At 56.8% G+C, this 17454-nt stretch carries 14 protein-coding genes; 1 reads left to right on the top strand and 13 read right to left on the bottom strand.

Translation table 11 applies throughout. From position 1 onward, the window contains the following. Nucleotides 1-94 precede the first annotated feature (94 nt). The 4 genes from ACOWVD_RS14475 to ACOWVD_RS14460 form a co-directional block, all read right to left on the bottom strand. Complete coding sequence (locus ACOWVD_RS14475; protein ID WP_015379064.1) at nucleotides 95-1021, bottom strand: aminoimidazole riboside kinase; 927 nt, start codon at nucleotides 1019-1021, stop codon at nucleotides 95-97. A gap of 178 nt (nucleotides 1022-1199) precedes the next feature. After that, complete coding sequence (gene abgT / locus ACOWVD_RS14470; protein ID WP_197798889.1) at nucleotides 1200-2726, bottom strand: p-aminobenzoyl-glutamate transporter; 1527 nt, start codon at nucleotides 2724-2726, stop codon at nucleotides 1200-1202. Nucleotides 2727-2826: 100 nt separating this feature from the next. Continuing rightward, on the bottom strand, nucleotides 2827-4278 hold the full coding sequence (locus ACOWVD_RS14465; protein WP_164095649.1) for a M20 family metallopeptidase: 1452 nt from the start codon (nucleotides 4276-4278) through the stop codon (nucleotides 2827-2829). Beyond that, entirely contained in the window at nucleotides 4275-5591 is a 1317-nt protein-coding gene (locus tag ACOWVD_RS14460) for a M20 family metallo-hydrolase (protein WP_164095648.1), read from the bottom strand. Before ACOWVD_RS14460 ends, ACOWVD_RS14465 begins: the two co-directional genes overlap by 4 nt. A gap of 272 nt (nucleotides 5592-5863) precedes the next feature. On the opposite strand from ACOWVD_RS14460, the gene ACOWVD_RS14455 reads away from it, so the two are divergent. After that, nucleotides 5864-6760, top strand: coding sequence for a LysR family transcriptional regulator (locus ACOWVD_RS14455; RefSeq protein WP_015379061.1), 897 nt, complete (start codon nucleotides 5864-5866; stop codon nucleotides 6758-6760). A gap of 26 nt (nucleotides 6761-6786) precedes the next feature. Here ACOWVD_RS14455 and ACOWVD_RS14450 read toward each other — a convergent pair whose 3' ends face one another. The 9 genes from ACOWVD_RS14450 to ACOWVD_RS14410 form a co-directional block, all read right to left on the bottom strand. Beyond that, the gene (locus ACOWVD_RS14450; protein ID WP_033645775.1) at nucleotides 6787-8910 is read right to left on the bottom strand and encodes a TonB-dependent receptor family protein; all 2124 of its coding nucleotides are present in this window, start codon (nucleotides 8908-8910) and stop codon (nucleotides 6787-6789) included. 160 nt (nucleotides 8911-9070) lie between these two features. After that, entirely contained in the window at nucleotides 9071-10207 is a 1137-nt protein-coding gene (locus tag ACOWVD_RS14445; protein WP_421105639.1) for an ABC transporter substrate-binding protein, read from the bottom strand. Nucleotides 10208-10339: 132 nt separating this feature from the next. Beyond that, the gene (locus tag ACOWVD_RS14440) at nucleotides 10340-10468 is read right to left on the bottom strand and encodes a hypothetical protein (protein ID WP_274851958.1); all 129 of its coding nucleotides are present in this window, start codon (nucleotides 10466-10468) and stop codon (nucleotides 10340-10342) included. 123 nt (nucleotides 10469-10591) lie between these two features. Beyond that, a complete protein-coding gene (queF, locus tag ACOWVD_RS14435; RefSeq protein WP_049241565.1) occupies nucleotides 10592-11431 on the bottom strand; it encodes an NADPH-dependent 7-cyano-7-deazaguanine reductase QueF in 840 nt (279 codons plus the stop codon). Further along, a complete protein-coding gene (locus ACOWVD_RS14430; protein ID WP_004937338.1) occupies nucleotides 11409-12305 on the bottom strand; it encodes a queuosine precursor transporter in 897 nt (298 codons plus the stop codon). The genes queF and ACOWVD_RS14430 overlap by 23 nt, the downstream gene beginning before the upstream one ends. Further along, nucleotides 12306-12920 (bottom strand): helix-turn-helix domain-containing protein, encoded by a 615-nt coding sequence (locus ACOWVD_RS14425; protein ID WP_004937341.1) that lies wholly within the window; start codon nucleotides 12918-12920, stop codon nucleotides 12306-12308. A 529-nt stretch (nucleotides 12921-13449) separates the two neighbouring features. Continuing rightward, complete coding sequence (locus ACOWVD_RS14420) at nucleotides 13450-14751, bottom strand: cytosine permease (RefSeq protein WP_049241566.1); 1302 nt, start codon at nucleotides 14749-14751, stop codon at nucleotides 13450-13452. A 20-nt stretch (nucleotides 14752-14771) separates the two neighbouring features. Further along, on the bottom strand, nucleotides 14772-15461 hold the full coding sequence (locus tag ACOWVD_RS14415; protein WP_004937346.1) for a helix-turn-helix transcriptional regulator: 690 nt from the start codon (nucleotides 15459-15461) through the stop codon (nucleotides 14772-14774). Between the two features lie 27 nt (nucleotides 15462-15488). After that, nucleotides 15489-15899 (bottom strand): GNAT family N-acetyltransferase, encoded by a 411-nt coding sequence (locus ACOWVD_RS14410; protein WP_004937348.1) that lies wholly within the window; start codon nucleotides 15897-15899, stop codon nucleotides 15489-15491. Between the last annotated feature and the right edge of the window lie 1555 nt (nucleotides 15900-17454).

Below are 17454 nucleotides of genomic sequence, written 5' to 3'. Positions count from 1 at the left end.
AAGTTTGCTAACCCGATTCAGCTATTGTGATCGAGTACGCAAATCGCGGGTTAAAAGACCACGGCGCTCAGGGGGGCGCCGTGGATGCAGGGGATCAACGCAGGAAAGCAGCCAACTCGTCGGCGCGGGGCAGGGCGGTCATGGCGCCCTTGGCGGTGGTGGCCAGCGCGCCGCAGGCCTGAGCCTGAGCGATAACCGCCGGCCATTGCGCTTCCTGCGGCAATGCGTGAAGGCGCGCCAGCGCCGCTAACAGCCCGGCGACGAAGGCGTCGCCGGCGCCGGTGGTATCGACCGGCACGACAGGCGGCGCGCGGAAATGGCGCAGACGATGCCCGTCGTGTACGCAGACGCCGTCGCCGCCCAGCGTCACCAGCAGCAGGCGCAGCGGATAGGTTTGCATCATCCAGCGCATGGCGTTCTCCAGATCGTCAAGATGGCTGATGAAAGCCAGCTCTTCGCGCGACAGTTTCACCACGTCCGCCAGCAGCAGCGCCTTTTGCAGGCAGGGGCGCAGCGCTTCCGGTTGGCGCCAGACCTCTTCGCGGATGTTGGGATCGAAACTGACCCGGCCGCCGACTGCCCGCATGCGTTCCATCGCCGTAAAGGCCGCGCTGCGGCTGGGCTCCTGCGACAGCGCGATGGAGCAGAGGTGCAGCCACTCGCCCCGCTGGAAAGCCGGCAGATCGTCGGGCTGCAAAAACAGATCGGCGCTGGGCTGCACCATAAACGTGAATGAGCGCTCACCCTGAAGATCGAGATCCACCACCACCGTGGAGGTGTGGTGTTCGGGATCCGGCCGCATATGGCCGATATCCACCCCTTCATCGCTCAGCACCTGCTGTAGAAAGGCGCCGAAGCTGTCTTGCCCCACCCGGCCGATAAAGGCGCTGTCGCCGCCCAAGCGGGCGATACCCACCGCCACGTTCGCCGGCGCGCCGCCGGGGCATTTGAGATAACCGTTGGCATTTTCCGGCACCAGGTCGATCACGGCGTCGCCCAGTACCCATACGCGATTCATCATGCTTAATCCCTGTTTTTGTCGTTGTCAGATGGTGAGCTAAAATAGAAGAACCGGTTTAGCAAGGCAATGAAATAATCCTCAGAGCCGCTTGGTCAGTGAGGAAGATCAATCTTTCTGCTGGGCTTGGGGAGAAGGGGATCTGCCCCGCGAACCGGCGCGGGGAGAGATAGCGGTGCGTTTAGCCCAGCTTCGGATAGACGCCGGGACCGATTGGCAAGCCTAACGCATACCAGACCAGCAGCAGCAAAATCCACACGCTGAAGAACACCAAAGGATAGGGCAGGATCAGCACGTAATAGGTGCCGAGCTGCGCGTCTTTGCGGTAGCGCTGCAGGAAGCCGAGGAACAGCGGCAGGAACGGCGACATCGGCGCCAGCGGCAGCACCGCAGAGTCGGCGATGCGGAAGATCATCTGGGCGAACGCCGGGTGGAAACCGAGCAGCATAAACATCGGCACGAAGATCGGCGCCAAAATTGACCAGATCGCCGAGCCGCTGGCGATGAACATGCACAGGAGGGCGGAGAGGAACATCAGGCCGAGAAACGCCGGTGCGCCGCTCATGCCGGCGGCTTCCAGCATGTCGGTCAGGCCGACGGCCATAAACTTGCCCATGTTGCTCCAGTTAAAGAACGCCACGAACTGCGACAGCGGAAACACCATCACGATAAAACCCGCCATGCTTTTCATCGGATCGAGCAAGTGGTGGGGAATATCGTCCGGCCGCCGGATCTGTTTGGTGACCACGCCATAGGTAATGGCGACGGTGAAGAAGAACAGGATGATGATCGGCACAATACCCTTGATGAACGGGGAAGGGATCACCGAACCGGTGTTCGGGTCACGCAGCGGCGCGGCCTCCGGCACCACCAGAGCGGCGATGATGGCGATAAACACCAGCGCGGCGATGCCGCTCATCATCAGCCCCCGGTTCTGCAGCGGGGTCAGCGCTGCGATTTTGTCTTCGGCGCCGCCTTGCCACTTCGGCAGACGGGGCTCGATAAACTTGTCGGTGAGCAGCGCGCCGGCGATGGTCAGCACGATCACGGAGGTGGCCATAAAGTACCAGTTGTCGATCACGCTGACGTGAACCGCGCCATCCACCGCTTTGGTGGCTTCGGTGCTGATGCCGGAAAGCAATACGTCGGTGGTGACGATCAACAGGTTGGCGGTAAAGCCGGAGGCGACGCCGGCGATCGCCGCCAGCAGTCCGGCTATCGGGTGGCGACCCACCGCGATAAACATCAGCGCGCCGAGCGGCGGCATCACCACCAGCGCAGCGTCCGATGATATATGGCTGAAGAAGGCGATAAACAGCACCATATAGCTGGCGTAGCGGGCGCTGACGCGCGAGGCCATTTTGTACATCAGCGCCTGCAGCAGGCCGACCTTTTCCGCCAGGCCGGCACCTATCACCAGCGCCAAAATAGCCCCCAGCGGCGCAAAGCTGCTGAAGTTATGGATGATATTGGGAAATATCCACTGCATGCCCGCCACGCTCATCAGGTTATTCACCTTGATGAGCTCGCCGGTGGCCGGATTTTTCACCGCCACATCGAGCCAGGAAAACAGCGCGGTGGCCAGCATAAGCACCAGGATCAAATAGACGAACAGTAAAAACGGATTGGGGATCTTATTGCCGATGCGTTCCACCCAGTAAAAAACGCGTCCGGGGCTTTTATTGATTGGCGTTGTGGCCTCACTCATGATTTTACCCTCTGTGTTTGCTCTGTTGTGTGATTGTTATTATTTGATTTATTTATAATTATACTTAGTGGCCCGGTTGTCCGGGCCCTGTCTGTTCATGCTATTTCAATGGCGATGGTTGCACCCCCTGCGGGATTGGGCAGCGGTACGGCTGTTCGGCGCGCCGGCGCTCGAACTCGCTGCGGCAGCGCGCCAGCAGGGCGCTGTCGCTCAGCAGATCGATGGCGGTCGCCGCCATCACCTTGCCGGCCAGGCACATGCCCTTATGGGCGATAGCGGTGCGGCCCTGCGCCACCAGTTGCCAGGTGTGCAGCGGAGTGCCGAGTGCGAAACAGGGACTGAAGCATTGGGCGGTCGGCGCCACCCAGCTCACGTCGCCAACGTCGGTAGAGCCGTACAGCAGATCGTCGGATTCCACATAAGGCGCGACCTCATCCATCAGCACCTTATCTCCCAACTGCTGCACCCATTCGCGCCCGGCCGCGCCGCCGGTGCGGGCAATATTGAGTTTGGCGTTGCGCAGATCGTCGCGGCTCAGGGTTTGGCGGATTTCCTCGGCGAAGCGGCGCTCGGCGTCGCTGTACTCGGGCAGACCGAAATCGCACAGGTTTTGATACATCGCGCGTTCCAGGCTGCGGTTCGGCACATAGTTGGAGCAGGCTTTGTCGAAGCGCACCTCCATCTGGGTGTCAGTCATCAGCGCTGCGCCCTTGGCGATGTTGATCACCCGTTGGTAAATGTCCTGCGCCTGATCGAGCTGCGGCGCGCGGATCAGGTACAACACTTCGGCATCGGCCTGCACCACGTTGGGGGAGCTGCCGCCGGTGTTGGTAACCGCGTAGTGCAGCCGCGCTTCCTGCACGATATGTTCGCGCAGGAAGTTGGCGCCGGTATTCATCAGCGTCACCGCGTCCAGCGCGCTGCGCCCCAGGTGCGGCGAGTTGGCGGCATGGGCGGCGACGCCCTTGAAGTGAAACGCCGCCTGGATGTTGGCCAGCGTGCTGGTATTGAACATGCCGCTGAAGCCTTCCGGGTGCCAGGTGAGGGCGGCGTCGACGTCATCGAACAGGCCTTCGCGCACCATGAAGGTCTTGCCGGAGCCGCCTTCTTCGCCGGGGCAGCCGTAGAAGCGCAGGGTGCCGCTCAGCCGGTTCTGCTGCATCCACGCCTTGGCGGCGAAGGCGCCCGCCAGCGCGGCGGTGCCCAGCAGGTTGTGGCCGCAGCCATGGCCGTTGCCGTTTTCCACCAGCGGCTGCGGCGTGGCGCAACCGGCCTGCTGGCTCAGCCCGGCCAGCGCGTCGTACTCGCCCAGCAGCGCGATAACCGGGTGGCCGCTGCCGTAGCTGGCGATGAACGCCGTCTCGATGTCGCCCACGCCGCGTTCAACCGAGAAGCCTTCCTGTTCCAGCGCATCGGCCAGCAACGTGGCGGAATAGGTCTCGTTAAAGCGCGTTTCCGGGTGGTCCCAAATCGCGTCGCTCAGCGTGCTGAAGCGGGGCCGGCGTTGGTCAATGTAGTCGTCGATAAAGGCCTGCAGTTCTGAGTTGCTCATGCTCCGCTCCCGAATGTCGGCAGGTTCAGCGCCAGCGACGCCAGCGTTTTCACCGCCACCGCCATCACCTGCTCGTTGAAGTCGAATTTCTCGTTATGGTGCCCGGCGCTCAGCTCGGTGCCGAAAATGACGTATGAGGCCTGGCCGCCGCGGGATTTCACCCGTTCCATCATGTAGGTGGCGTCCTCGGAACCCGCAGCCTGTTCGCGGCGATCGACCACCGAGGCCAGCTCGGTTATCTGCTGCGCCTGGCGGCGGATGTAATCCACCCACGGTTGGGTCGGTTTGCTGCTCTGCGCCGCGCCCATCAGCGCGATATCGCAGGCGACGCCGTGCATTTTGGCGGCGCCTTCGATGGCGTTCAGCGCCTGTTGATAAACAAACGCGTTGATCTCATTGGTGGCGCCGCGCGTCTCCACCTTCATAAACGCCCGATCGGCGATCACGTTGCGGCCGGTGCCGGCCTGCAGCACGCCGACATTGATGCGCGAGCTGCCTTCGCTGTGGCGCGGGATGGCGTAAAGCCCCAGCGCAGCCTGCGCCGCTGCCAGCAGCGCGTTGCGGCCGTCTTCCGGCTTGGCGCCGGCGTGGGAGGCGACGCCGCGGAAAGTAACGTCCAGCTTGCTGGTGGCCATAAAGCTGTCGCTGCCGCACACCAGCTCGCCGGCCGGCACGCCGGTGCCGATATGCACCGCGGTGAAGAAATCGACGTCGTCCACCACGCCGGCCTCCACCATCGATTTTGCGCCGCGTGTGCCTTCTTCCGCCGGCTGGAAGATCAGTTTGACGGTGCCGCAAAGCTGGGACTCCAGGCTTTTGAACACGTGCGCCAGCCCCAGGCCGATGGTGGTATGGCCGTCATGACCGCATGCATGCATCATGCCGCTGTTGCAAGAGGCGAACCCTTCGCGGAACGGCAGGTGTTCGGGTTCCAGCAATTCGTTGAGATCGAGGGCGTCCATATCCACGCGATAAGCGATAGTCGGGCCGGGGCGGCCGGTATCGAGCGTTGCGACGATGCCGGCGAAGCCGCCGGAAAAATGCGGCAGCCATTTCTCCAACGCCCCCTGATTGCGGGCGCGCTGTTCCTGCGCTTCCAGCTCGGCGGGCGAGGGCAGCCCCATGCGCGCCTCTGCCTTGATGACCTCGCGGCCTAGCTGCAGGCGATAGCCCAGCCGATCGAGTTCTTCCGCCACCAGGGTGGCGGTGCGGAACTCAAACCAGCCGGATTCGGCATAGCGGTGGAAGTCGCGGCGCCAGGCCTGCAATTGCGGGTACAAATCAGCCACCAACATCGAAAGCGAATTAGTCATAGTGATATCTCATAAGTTATCGCGCGCTGGATCGCTCCAGGCAGCAGTTATGCTCTGAACTGAAATCAGACGGTGAAGCTATTGCAAAGAAAAAGGTGCGTTTGGTTACTAACTGCCGTGAATGGCGCTTATTGGCGCAGAAAATGCGCTTAATTAAGCGAAATAAGAATTTGGTTATTTATTATGTTTTTTCCGAATGTACACAATGGAATCTGGCTAAATAAGATGCCAATATCTTGCTATTGATAAACAACGGTTATCGCCTTTCGCCTATGCCAGCCTCGATAAAATTGCACCAATTGCGTGCATTTGTGGACGTTAGCCGCCAGGGCAGCATCCGCGCCGCCAGCCGCACCTCTCGCCTTTCCCAGCCTGCGCTGACCAAGGCCATTCAGGAACTGGAAGAGGTGCTGGGCGCCAAGCTGTTTATTCGCCGCAGTCAGGGGGTGGTATTGACCGACTGCGGCGATAACTTTTTCCAGCATGCCAGCCTGATCCTCGAGGAGCTGCGGGTGGCGCAGGAAGACATTCAGCAGCGGCTGGGGTTGGCGGGCGGCACGGTGAATATCGGCGTTGGCGGCAGCATTGCGCGCACCGTGATGCCGCAGGTGGTCACCCAGTTTCACCGTGAGTATCCCAACGTGAAGGTGCGCATCGTCGAGGGGCAACTGGTGTCGATGATCCCAGAACTGCGCCAGGGCGAGCTGGATTTTACCGTCAATACCTATTATCCCAGCAGCCTCGACAACGAGCTGCAGTATGAACGGCTGATGGAAAAAGAGTATCGGGTGGTGGTGCGCAAAGGGCATCCGATGGAGGGGGCGACCTCGCTGAAACAGCTGCAGCACTGCGACTGGACCATGCCGACGCCGAAAGGCAGTTACTATCGGCTATTGCACGATCTGTTCGGGGACTTGGGCATGGCGCCGTCGATCAGCGTGACGTGCGAGACCTTTATGGCCTGTACCAGCCTGGTGGCGCAGAGCGATTTTGTCAGCATTCTTTCGGTGGACGTGATTTCGGATCCGATTTTGGGCAAGCATTTGGTGCCGCTCGAGCTGGAAGAGCGTCTGCCGAAAGCGACGTTTTATCTTATCCAACGCAAGGACACCACCCTGACGCCGATGGGCGCGCACCTGGCGCGCCTGTTTCGCCTTTACTGTCGGTGATACCGAGGCCCTGCCGGGCCCCGGCATTAGAAGGCGATTGACCCCTGCACGAAGAAGGTGCGCGGTTCGCCGACGTACTTGCCGAAGTTGTTGTCGTTGGAGCGGGTGAAGTAGCGCTGATCGAACAGGTTTTTCACCCCGGCACCCAGCGTCAGGTTCGACAGCTGCGGCCCGAAGTTATATTCCCCGCGCATATTCCACACCATGTAACCGGCGATATTGCCGAACTGGCCATCGGCGCTTTCCTGCGTGATGTACTCCGGCCCGGTGCCCGGCGAATGCTGTTTCGACTGCGCATAACCGTCCAGATTCCATACCCAGCTGCCGGTGGCGTAACGTGTACCGACGGTATAGACCTGGCGCGAGTAGAACGGCAGATCTTTACCGGCGAAGTCGCCCTTGTCGGTGCTGGCCTTGGTGTAGGTATAGCTGGTGTAGACGCTGGCGCCGTCGAGCGCGCGATTCAGTTCGCTGAGATCGTAGCTGAGTGCCAGCTCGATGCCTTTGTGCTTGGTGGCACCCATGTTGGTCCAGCCTACGTCGTTGCTGATGTACTGCAGCTGGTTATCGAAATCGATGTAGAACAGCGTGGCCTCGGCCTTGACTACGGTGTCGTCGTAGCGAGTGCCGAATTCATAGGTGTGCGCTTTTTCCGCCGTTAGCCCCGGCGCCGGCTGGTTGCCGTTGCCGCCTTTGGTCAGTTGGAAATACTGCATGCTGCCGAACGAAGTGTTGGCGTTGGCGAACAGTTTCCAGGCGTCGGACAGGTGGTACATCACGTTCAATGACGGCAGCGGCTCGCTGTAGCTTTTCTTGCGGCTGATATTGTTGAACGAATCGTCCACGTGGGTGCGGATGCTTTCATAACGCAGGCCCGGCGTGACCGTCCAGTTGCCGACGTTAATGGTGTCGTCGATATAGAACGCGTTGGCCGCGGTGCCGCCGGAGGTGTGCTGGTAATAATCCGGGGTCTCCGGCGTCGAGCCGATATTCGCCGGGTTATACCAGGCCGAACGCGACGCCTTTTCATCCATGGTTTCATTCAGGTAGCGGTAACCGAGGGTGATCTCGTGCGCCATATCCCAGAAACGGAAGACCTGCGAGTAACTTGGTTCGATAGCCCAGGTTGAATAGTGGCGCGGATAGGAGACCATGCGCCGCTGGCCCGCGTTTTTGCCGGTGCCTTCCGATTCGATGTTGCTGCCGCGGTAGCTGTCGGTGAAGTAGGTCAACACTTCGAATTGTTTGTCGTCTTCCTGATGTTTGTACTTGAACGACATATCCTTGCGGCGGCCTTCGAACTGGTCCCACGGCCGCGTGGATTGGAACGGGTTTTGCGCGTATTGCGCGGTGCTCAGCCCGCCCGGCATGCCGGCTTTGGCGTCGTAGTAGTGGAAATTGGCCAGCAGCTCGTCACGATCGGTGAACGCATAACGCGTTTTCAGCATGAAATCGTCGATGTCGGTGTTGTCGTTGTTGTCGCGGTAACCTTGGCCGTGCAGCCCGGAGTAGAGCAGTTCGGCGCCGAGGCCGTTGTCTGCGGTGCCGCCCACGGAGGCGCTGGTCAGGGTCTTCAGGCCGCCGTGGCTGGCGCCCTGGGTTTGTACGCTGGCGGTGCCGCCAAACGTTTTGGGAATGTCACGGGTAACGAAGTTGATCACGCCGCCGACGTTCTGCGGCCCGTAGCGCACCGCGCCGCCGCCGCGCACCACGTCCACCGATTGCAGATTACCGATAGACAGCGGGGCCATCGACAGCTGCGGCTGGCCGTAAGGCGCGACCGCCAGCGGGACGCCGTCCATCAGAATGGTGGAGCGTGGAGAAAGACGCGAAGTCAGGCCGCGTACGCCGACGTTAAGCGAGATGTCACTGCCGCCGGTGCCGTTGCTGTCGCGCACCTGCACGCCGGGTACGCCGCGCAGGCTATCGGCGATGGTTTGGTCGCCCTGTTCGTGCATTTGCTGCTGGGTGACGATGGAACGCGCGCCCGGATGGTTGAGCAGCACCGAACTGGTATCAGGGTTGTCCAGCCAGTTGCCGACGACGGTCACGGTGTCGGTATCGTTCTGAGATGAGTTATCAGTAGCAAGGACAGGGAATGCGATGGCGATGGAAGCCGTTAGCAGAGAAAGCCGAAAAAGGGGTGACATAATAATGCCTTAAGAGTTTCAGACCCGGATGTGTTTTTTTAGAAAAGACAATCTTAATGATAATTATTGGCAAGTAAATAGAATTGTTACGGGATAGTTAAGCGGGTAACTAAATAATGAATGCGGGAAACAGGGCCCGGCTGGCGGGCCCTGGCGGGGGCTATTGCGGCGTAAGCCAGAAGACGCCGCTGTAATCCAGCGCGGTGAATTTCTGGTGCACCATTTCGATATCCGCTTGCGGATCAATATCTTTAAACAGCGCCGGGTGCAGGAACTTGGCGATCGCCTCAACCGCGATAAAGTTGAGCGGCGTGTCGTAAAATTGATGGTAAATCGCCATCACGCGTTTTTCTTTCACCGCTTTCAGCACGTTAATGCCGGTGCGATCCAGCAGGTGCGCCAGTTTCTTTTGGCTGGTGGCCATATCGGTGGCGTAACCCAGCGGCACCGCCAGCGTGCCGCGATGCCCGCGGCTCCAGTCGGCGCCGGTCAGCAGATAGAAATCCGGGTTGCTGCTGATCACCTGTTCGACGTTCACTTCACCGCCCATGTCTGAAAACAGCGTGCTGCCGATATTATTGCCGCCGGCGGTCTCGATGAACTGCCCGAAGCTGCCTTTGCCGAAGGTGTTGCAGCACTGTTCGCCTTTGATGCCGGCGCTACGCTCGATGAAGACGCTGGGGCGCTGCTCCGGTTTCAGCGTGGCGACCCGCTGCCGCACCAGCTCGAGGCGCTGCTGATAGAGACGGATGAAGGTGTCGGCATTGGGCTGCTCGTCAAATACTTTACCCAACAGCGCCATGCTGGCGACGGTGTTGGTCAGCGGCTGTTGGCGAAAATCGATGATCAGCACCGGGATGCCGACTTTTTCCAACTGGGTCAGCACGCCGCTGTCTTTCAATTTGCTCAGCAGGCCAATGTCGAAAATGATCAGATCCGGTTGACGCACCACCGCGCTTTCCACGCTGAAATCACTGGTGTAGGGGTTGTCGAAGGTGGGGATCTGCATGACCTGTGGGAATTTTTTCGCGTAGGCTTCAACCAGATCCGGCGCTTTGACCTTCAGCGAGTTGTCCCAAGCGATGATGTTTTTCAGCGGCTCCTGCGGATGCAGAATATTCAGCGCCAGCAGCGCGCGGGCATCGGCCAGGATAACGCGTTTGGCCGGTTGCGGCAGGGTGACCTGGCGGCCGGCGACATCGGTGACGACGATCGGCGCGGCTTGAGTGGCGCCGGCCAACAGTAAAACGCAGGCGGCCAACCAGCGGCCGGCTTTGGCGATAAGAACAGCGGGCATGAAGATCCTTGGGTAATCGGCGAAGAACGAGAACGCAATGATAAGCGATATCCTTTCGCTTTTTGAACTCCCTTGAATCATCCCATGCCCATCAGCGGGTCGCTGACGCTGTGCTCACCGTCCTCCAGCCGCCTATGAGTGCGACGTGCCGGTGCGGTTATTGGCGGGAATGGCCAGCGCTTTGCGAATCGAGGCGGGCAACAGCGAGAACGTCGATCCGATGGCGGCAGCCCGCAGGATGTTTCTGCGAGAGTCAGGCATGCGTCGTTAATCTCCGTCAGTGTGCTTTGAAGATAGCCGCTGACGACGATAATGGCGAAAAATAACAGGGAGATGAAAGCGAGAGAAACAATGCTCCCTGGCGGGAGCATTGGGGGATGAGGCTTACTGTCTGATCAGGCGGCCGAGCGCCGGCGCCGTCTCGAAATCGCTGCGGAAGGGGTTGATGTCCAGGCCGCCGCGGCGGGTGTAACGCGCGAACACGCTGAGTTTTTCCGGGCGGCAGCTCTGCTTGATGTCGTTGAAAATGCGCTCGACGCACTGCTCGTGGAATTCGTTGTGCTGGCGGAAGGAGATCAGGTAGCGCAGCAGGCTTTCGCGATCGATTTGGCGGCCTTCATAGCGGATCACCACGCTGCCCCAGTCCGGCTGATTGGTGACCAGGCAGTTGGATTTCAGCAGATTGGAAGACAGCGTCTCCGCTACGTGCTCCCCTCTCTCGGCCGCGCCGCTCAGGTACTCCGGCTTGAAGGCGAAGTCGTCGATCGTGATATCCAGATCGTCGATATTGATGCCCGGCAGGCGATCGATTTGCGCCGGATAACCTTCCAGCCCCGGATAGAGTTTGACGGTGACCTGGCCGTTGGCCGCCTGCGACAGATCTTTTTGCATGGCGGCGCTCACCTGTTCCACGCTGTCGAAGCGCGTTTGGTTGAAGCTGTTGAGATACAGCTTGAACGATTTGGATTCGATCAGGTTCGACGAGGAATGCGGGAAGGTAAATTCGCCGATGCCCACCACCGGCTTGCCCTTTGCGTTGAGCCAGGACAGCTCGAAGGCGGTCCAGAGATCAAAGCCGCTGAACGGCAGTTGCCGCTCGTCCACGCCGATCAGATCGCGGCCGCGGGCACGCGGCAAGGCTTCGAGCAATGCGGGAGCATATTGATCCGGATAATCGGAGTTCGCGCCAAGATGGGTGATTTTATCTTGCTTTTGGATATGCATATTCATTGCCCTTTGCTTGTTCGGTATTGATGTAGCGATTAAACAGACTGCGGGTGGCGTAGATCGGCCCGACGCCCAGCAGGGCGTAAACCACCTTGATCAGGAACTGCGACAGGATCATGGTTTTGATGATGTCCCAGCTCAGCACGTTGTAGAACGCCAGCGTACAGAACACCACGCTGTCGATGGCCGAAGCCACTACGGTGCTGGTGATCACGCGCACAAACAGGTAGCGGGAATTGGTCAACTCTTTGATTTTGCAGAGCAGGTAGGAGTTGACGTTTTCGGAGATCAGATAGGCCGCCGACGAGGCCACCAGCACCGCCATGATGCTGTGCACGATGCCGTTGTAGGTCTCGCTGTACTCCCACTGCGGAATGCTCGGCACCAGCGTCGTTACCCAAACGCCCAGGACGAAGGTCAGATTGGCGATAAACGAGATGATGATGGTGCGCCTGGCCAGCCGTAAGCCATAGAATTCGTTGAGGATATCCACCAGAATGAACGTGAGCGGGTAAATGAAGATCGCCGGCGGCGTGATGAGATTCAGCACCGGGATTTGGATCGGCTTGACGCCGCACAGCGTTGAGAAAATATAAATCACGCTGAGCGCCACGGTAATAATCAGGTAGGCGTACCAGGATCGTTCATGGCGATCGCTGAGCTCGTAGGCGGTTTTTTGTTGGTTGTCACCATAGAGTTTACGGTACAGCGCCTGCAGCTCGTGCCGGCTCAGATCTTCTGATATTTCGCTGTCGGCCAGCTCATTCAGCCCCATGGTGATGGTTTTGCCGGTGGCCAATACCATAACATTGGCCGCGATGGTGCCATGCCGGGTGAAGCCCAACAGCTTGAACTTCTGATTCGGTTCCATTTATAGCCTTTCTCCAACGATGTAACCCAGGAATTGCACGGTGTCCTGAGGGCGTTTGTCCATGCTTTCGCTGTCTTTGTCGTCAACCACAAAGAAGCCGCTTTTTCCCGAGTGATACAGCAAAGGCGAATCGCAAATCAGTACCGGCGGGCGTTTGATGATGATGACTTCGCCGGGAATAAATGACCCTTTAATTTCGGTCTCTATTTTCATTGCCAACATGTTCGACTCATCGCCGAAGAAATAAGTCAAAGGGAACTCAGTGACCAGTTGCCCGATCTTGCGCTGCGAGACGGCCAGATAGCGCGACTGCGGGATCACCGGAATGGCGGAAGGGTTCTTGTTGCCTTCGGTGGACAGCGTTTCGTTAAGCAGCTCCAGCTTTTCCAGATCGTAATCTTCGATCTCTTCACAGGAGACACCGAAGAAATCGGAGATCCGATTCACGGTGGATTGCTGAACGTTGTTCACTCTTCCATCAAGAATTTTGTAGAGAGTCGTGCGCGTCAGGCCGCTGCGATTGGAAAAGGAAGCCTTGGTTTCACCGCGGGTACGCATCAGATATTCAATATTCTTAATGATGTTGATTTTGCGCTGTGCGTTGGTGGTTTTCATTGGCTGTCCTTACAAACATTACGCAGGCTTCACTATATCTTACGCAGTGGCGTTGTCCAGATAAAAAGGCGCAGGCGAGCAGGTAACGAACTGATTATTAGCAGTAATTATTGTTTTCCGTCAGCCGTTTAGCGCAATGATATCAGCGGAGGCGGTCTGCTTCCTCTGCGCGAAAGATAAAGCCGTGCAAATCAATTGATTAGGTTTTTCTTATGAAAAAGTGAACACAAAAGCCGGTTTTATGTTTACTTTTATGTTGACCAAAGCCGATTTCATGGGCTACTGTTCATTCAAGCTGAAGTTTCTCTTTACGATCAAAGCACGGAAGCCGACAGTTTTTATAATAAAAAGCTCAGAGGGGGCGTTGCCACACTCTGAGCATAATGGATAGCTTGCTACCGACACCAGGGACCCTAACCACCATGGCCGTTTGTCTGCGCGATCGGCTCATTCTTTTGCATTGAATCCCCTTTTCGAGCGTCTAACACTCCCCCGTTACCGGAGGAGTGCATTACCGCGTTCACGAAAATCAGAGCGATTTCTGTGATGCCAGCGGTTTTTGCGCCCGGCTGAAGACCAGTTTAAGCAGCCAATACAGCAGGCTGGCAGCGACCAGGGAATTGATGGTCGGTACGCCCCATTCGGTCGCCAGGCCAACGGCGCCGCCGGCGATGCTGGCGACGATCGCCGCCCAGCCGATAGTTGGCGTTTCGTTCGGCAACTGGCCGTTCCGGCGGCTCTCATCCAGGATCTTGCGATGGCTGCGCAGCAGATAATAGTCCACCAGCATGATGCCGATAATCGGCGGGAAGACCACGCCAAGCACCGTCAGGAAGTCGACAAAGCGGTCAAGAATGCCCAGCACCGACAGCGTGGTGCCCAGAATACCGATCACCAGCGTAGTGTAGGTGTACTTCAGCTTCTTGCCGGTGATGCCTTCCACCGCATTGACGATGCCCAGCGAAGAAGAGTACAGGTTGAGATCGTTGACGCGCAGGGTGGAGAACACCACCACCAGCAAACCGGCGCCGCCGGCCGCTTGCGACATGATGGTGACCACATCCGCGGTGCCCAGGGTTTTGGCGATCAGGATCGCCAGGCCGTTCACCACGAACTCGCCGGCGATAATGGTGAAGAGCGTGACGCCGAGCACGTGCTTGCCGTTTTTGGAGTAACGGGTCAGATCGGGGGTCATCAGGCTGGCCACGATGGCGCCGCCGACGACGATGGTGATGCCGGCGCTGATGGTCAGCGGTTCACCCGGCGGCGCCAGCTGGATGATCTCCTGCAGGTTATGGCCGGAAAGCGCGGTCACCGAAATATAGGCCACCAGCATGATGAACATCGGCACCGCGATACGGGCGGCGATGCGCAGCGCCTTGAAGCCGAATGCCACCAGGATGGTCAATAGCGTGCCCGAGAGCCCGGCGGCCAGGCCGAAGCCCAGCTTATTGCCGAGCGCGAAGTCGAGCGACTTGGCGAAAATGGCGTTCTGAATGCCGAACCAACCCAGCAGGCTGACGGCAACCACCACGCCTATCAGCACCGAGCCCAGACGGCCGAAGCCGCACCAGCGCGCCAGCAGGCTGCCGGAAATGCCTTCGCGCATGCCCGCCAGCCCCAGGCCGTAGGTCACCACGCCGAAGATCAGGCTGCCGACGAAGATGGCGGTGAAGGCGTCAATCAGCGTCATGGAATTGCCGAGTACGGCGCCGAGCATGAACTGGTCCAGTGCGGTCAGCATGCCCATATGCACGATGGCCACGCTTAAAAACGAAACTCGTTTATCCTGCGGCACCCGGGTGAGCGGATAATCTTCGATCTTTATCACGGTGAGATCTTCCTTGCGGTTCAAATAAACTGAATGCCTTTGGTTATCAGGCGATCGGGAATGTAGTTATCCAGATTGGCGTATTTGCAGTATTCCTCAAATTGCTGCTGAGTATGCACGTTGGCCTTTTGGTAAATGTTATAAATGCGGTTTTCGATGGTCTTATTGCTGACATTATAGATTTTGGCGATCTCTTTCACCGTAAATCGTTGCAGCATAAGGAAAATAACATCGAGTTCGGCACGGGTGAACAGCTCGTTATTGACTTCGGTGGTCAACACGCTGGGTTTTTGCTGATTGATGTACTTCAGCGGCGACAGGCTGTTCATCGGCTTGGCGTTCCAGATCACGCCAATCACCTGTTTGTCATCGTTGTACACCGGCAGCTTTTCGCTGATAAACGGCGTCAGGCTGTCTTTGCCGTACCAGTAGTGCGTTTCTATGACCGTGACCCGATCGCGCGCCGCTTCGGTCATCTTGTCATGCTCGATAAAGTCGGCGGCGGAGTCGGCCCAGTCGGCGGGGAACTCGTGGTCATATTTGCCGGCGACGTCGAAATTCAGCGGCGTATTGGTATAGAGATAAGCGGCGCGGTTCATATAGAGGTGGCGGGACAGGTGGTCTTTGATGCCCCAGGGTTCGCTCAGGTGCTCCATCATGGTGATGAGGCCCTTAAAATAAGATTCATTATTTTTATGTGATGAACCCATACCCACCTCTGTGCCGCTCAGGCCGCGTTACAGGCTTTTAGCCAGATAATGGCGGGTGTGGCGATGCGCATAGTCGCCCAGCTCGCCGTAGACCCGGTAGCCCAATTTTTCGTAGAAGCCTCTGGCCTGGAAATCGAAGGTATCGACATAGGCCATATGGCAACCGCGCTTGCGGGCTTCTTCTTCGGCCAACTCCATCAATTGGCGGCCATACCCGCTTTTGCGGCATTGATCGCCAACCCACAGATACTGCACTTCCAGGCCGCCCCACCAGGTGCGCGCGACCAGGCCGCCGACGATCTGCTGGTTGTCGTCGGTAACGGTCAGGAACAGCGGGTGAATGTCTACGGGCTGGGTTTTGTGATTGTGCGCCCAAAGGCTGTCGATAACGAACTCTTCATCCTGCGGGTTGGGTTTGTCGGTGATATTAATATTCATTTTTAATATAATCCCCTGATTTAATTATTCAAAATGTAACTATTCGCTTTTGCCCCAACCGCTTCTATTATCACTTTCATTAATGTATTTCAAGGGTGGTTTTCACCCTTTTCTACCAGGTGAGCGGGCGCTTATACTCAGCATAGCAGGGTGAAAAAACAGTGAAAAGACCGTATCCGAACGCTGAACGCTCTGCTGATGCAATCTTTTCTACTTGCGCCTCACCAGGGCCTTACCTTAATGGCGGCCCCCCTTAAAAGAGCAAAGTAATTTTGCCGAACAGGGGGCCGTCTCGTTTATTATCAGCGTCATATTGTTCACTCTCTTCCTTTACGCTTTCGCGCCGAATCCATCAGAAAATGTAGGGTATTACCGCGTAATGCTCTGCCATCTAATCTATTAATAATCTCTTACATATTTCGTGGTCTCCCCTTACACATTCTTTACGAAACGCTTTCTCATTTTTTATTTCGCGCCGATGAGTGAAGATGAAGTGCTAATTTCGTAGATGGGTCGTTTATGTTTCCTTCCGTTCGTGGTGATGACAACCTCCTGGTAATGCACGCTTTGATGGCAAGGAATGAACAAAGCGCAAAAACCCCCCAGTAAAGGGCTCTTCATCCTGATCCTCAGGTAAAAAATTCATACGCCAAAAATCGAAATAGCCAAAAAGAAACTCCGTTTACGTCTGCTCTTTTGCGTCACCAGCCTGAATGCATGCGCCATTTCTACGGGACTTCTCTCTCCCCGGTGAAATGGGGAGCACAATCTGAATGAAGAAAAGAGAACGGCAGCGTTGATATGAGTCGTGTCTGACGTGTTAGCGGTATATTACGCGGCGAAAGTCATTCGATTCCGCGTAATACATTGGTAAAAACGTTGATAATAATCGTCCTGTTAAGATAATTCTGCTGGAAAACTCCCGGCAGGGTAGCGTATCGCCTAAGCTTTGCTGATTTAGCCCAAGATATTAATTTTTATAACCTGATGGCCCGTCGCATCGCTGTTTTATGTCTAAACTAAATTTCACTTGATTTTCATTCTCATCCACTTTGGTTTTTTATCGGGAAAAACAAATAAAAAACAAATAGATGCGCCTAATTTATGGTTGTCTCTATCAAATGACATTAATGCAAAGGTAGAAGCAATCAATACATCATTTTTCACATGCCGCGTATTCCTCTTAGGGTAATTTAAGGTTTTTCCTTTGGTAAAATTCTCATTGAATAAGGTGATTCCTAGGTGAAAAACAGAATGTAACCGCTCTCATTTTAAAATGAGCGGATAATCATTCTCTTTACCGCTGAGATAAATCCTAATTCGGACTGTGAGTTCGGTTGTGATTTGGGTTTGCCTCAATCACTCATTAATAGGAATAATAAAACTATGTGTTGTTAAATTCTTGATGTTCTTTTATATGGCTATGTTTTTTATGTTTTTTTTGAATTTTAATTATTTCCTCAATAAATGGGAATAATAAAAATAAATTTAACTGGCTGTTTTTTGACTTTCACTGATTATTCTGTGTTAAAACGGAGTTATGTGTTTAATTTTA

It is taken from the genome of Serratia sp. SA088 (assembly GCF_049065515.1).
Classification (GTDB): Bacteria; Pseudomonadota; Gammaproteobacteria; order Enterobacterales; family Enterobacteriaceae; genus Serratia; species Serratia nematodiphila.
The sequence above is the reverse complement of the archived record's forward strand: the minus strand, read 5'-3'. Positions and strand labels throughout refer to the sequence as shown.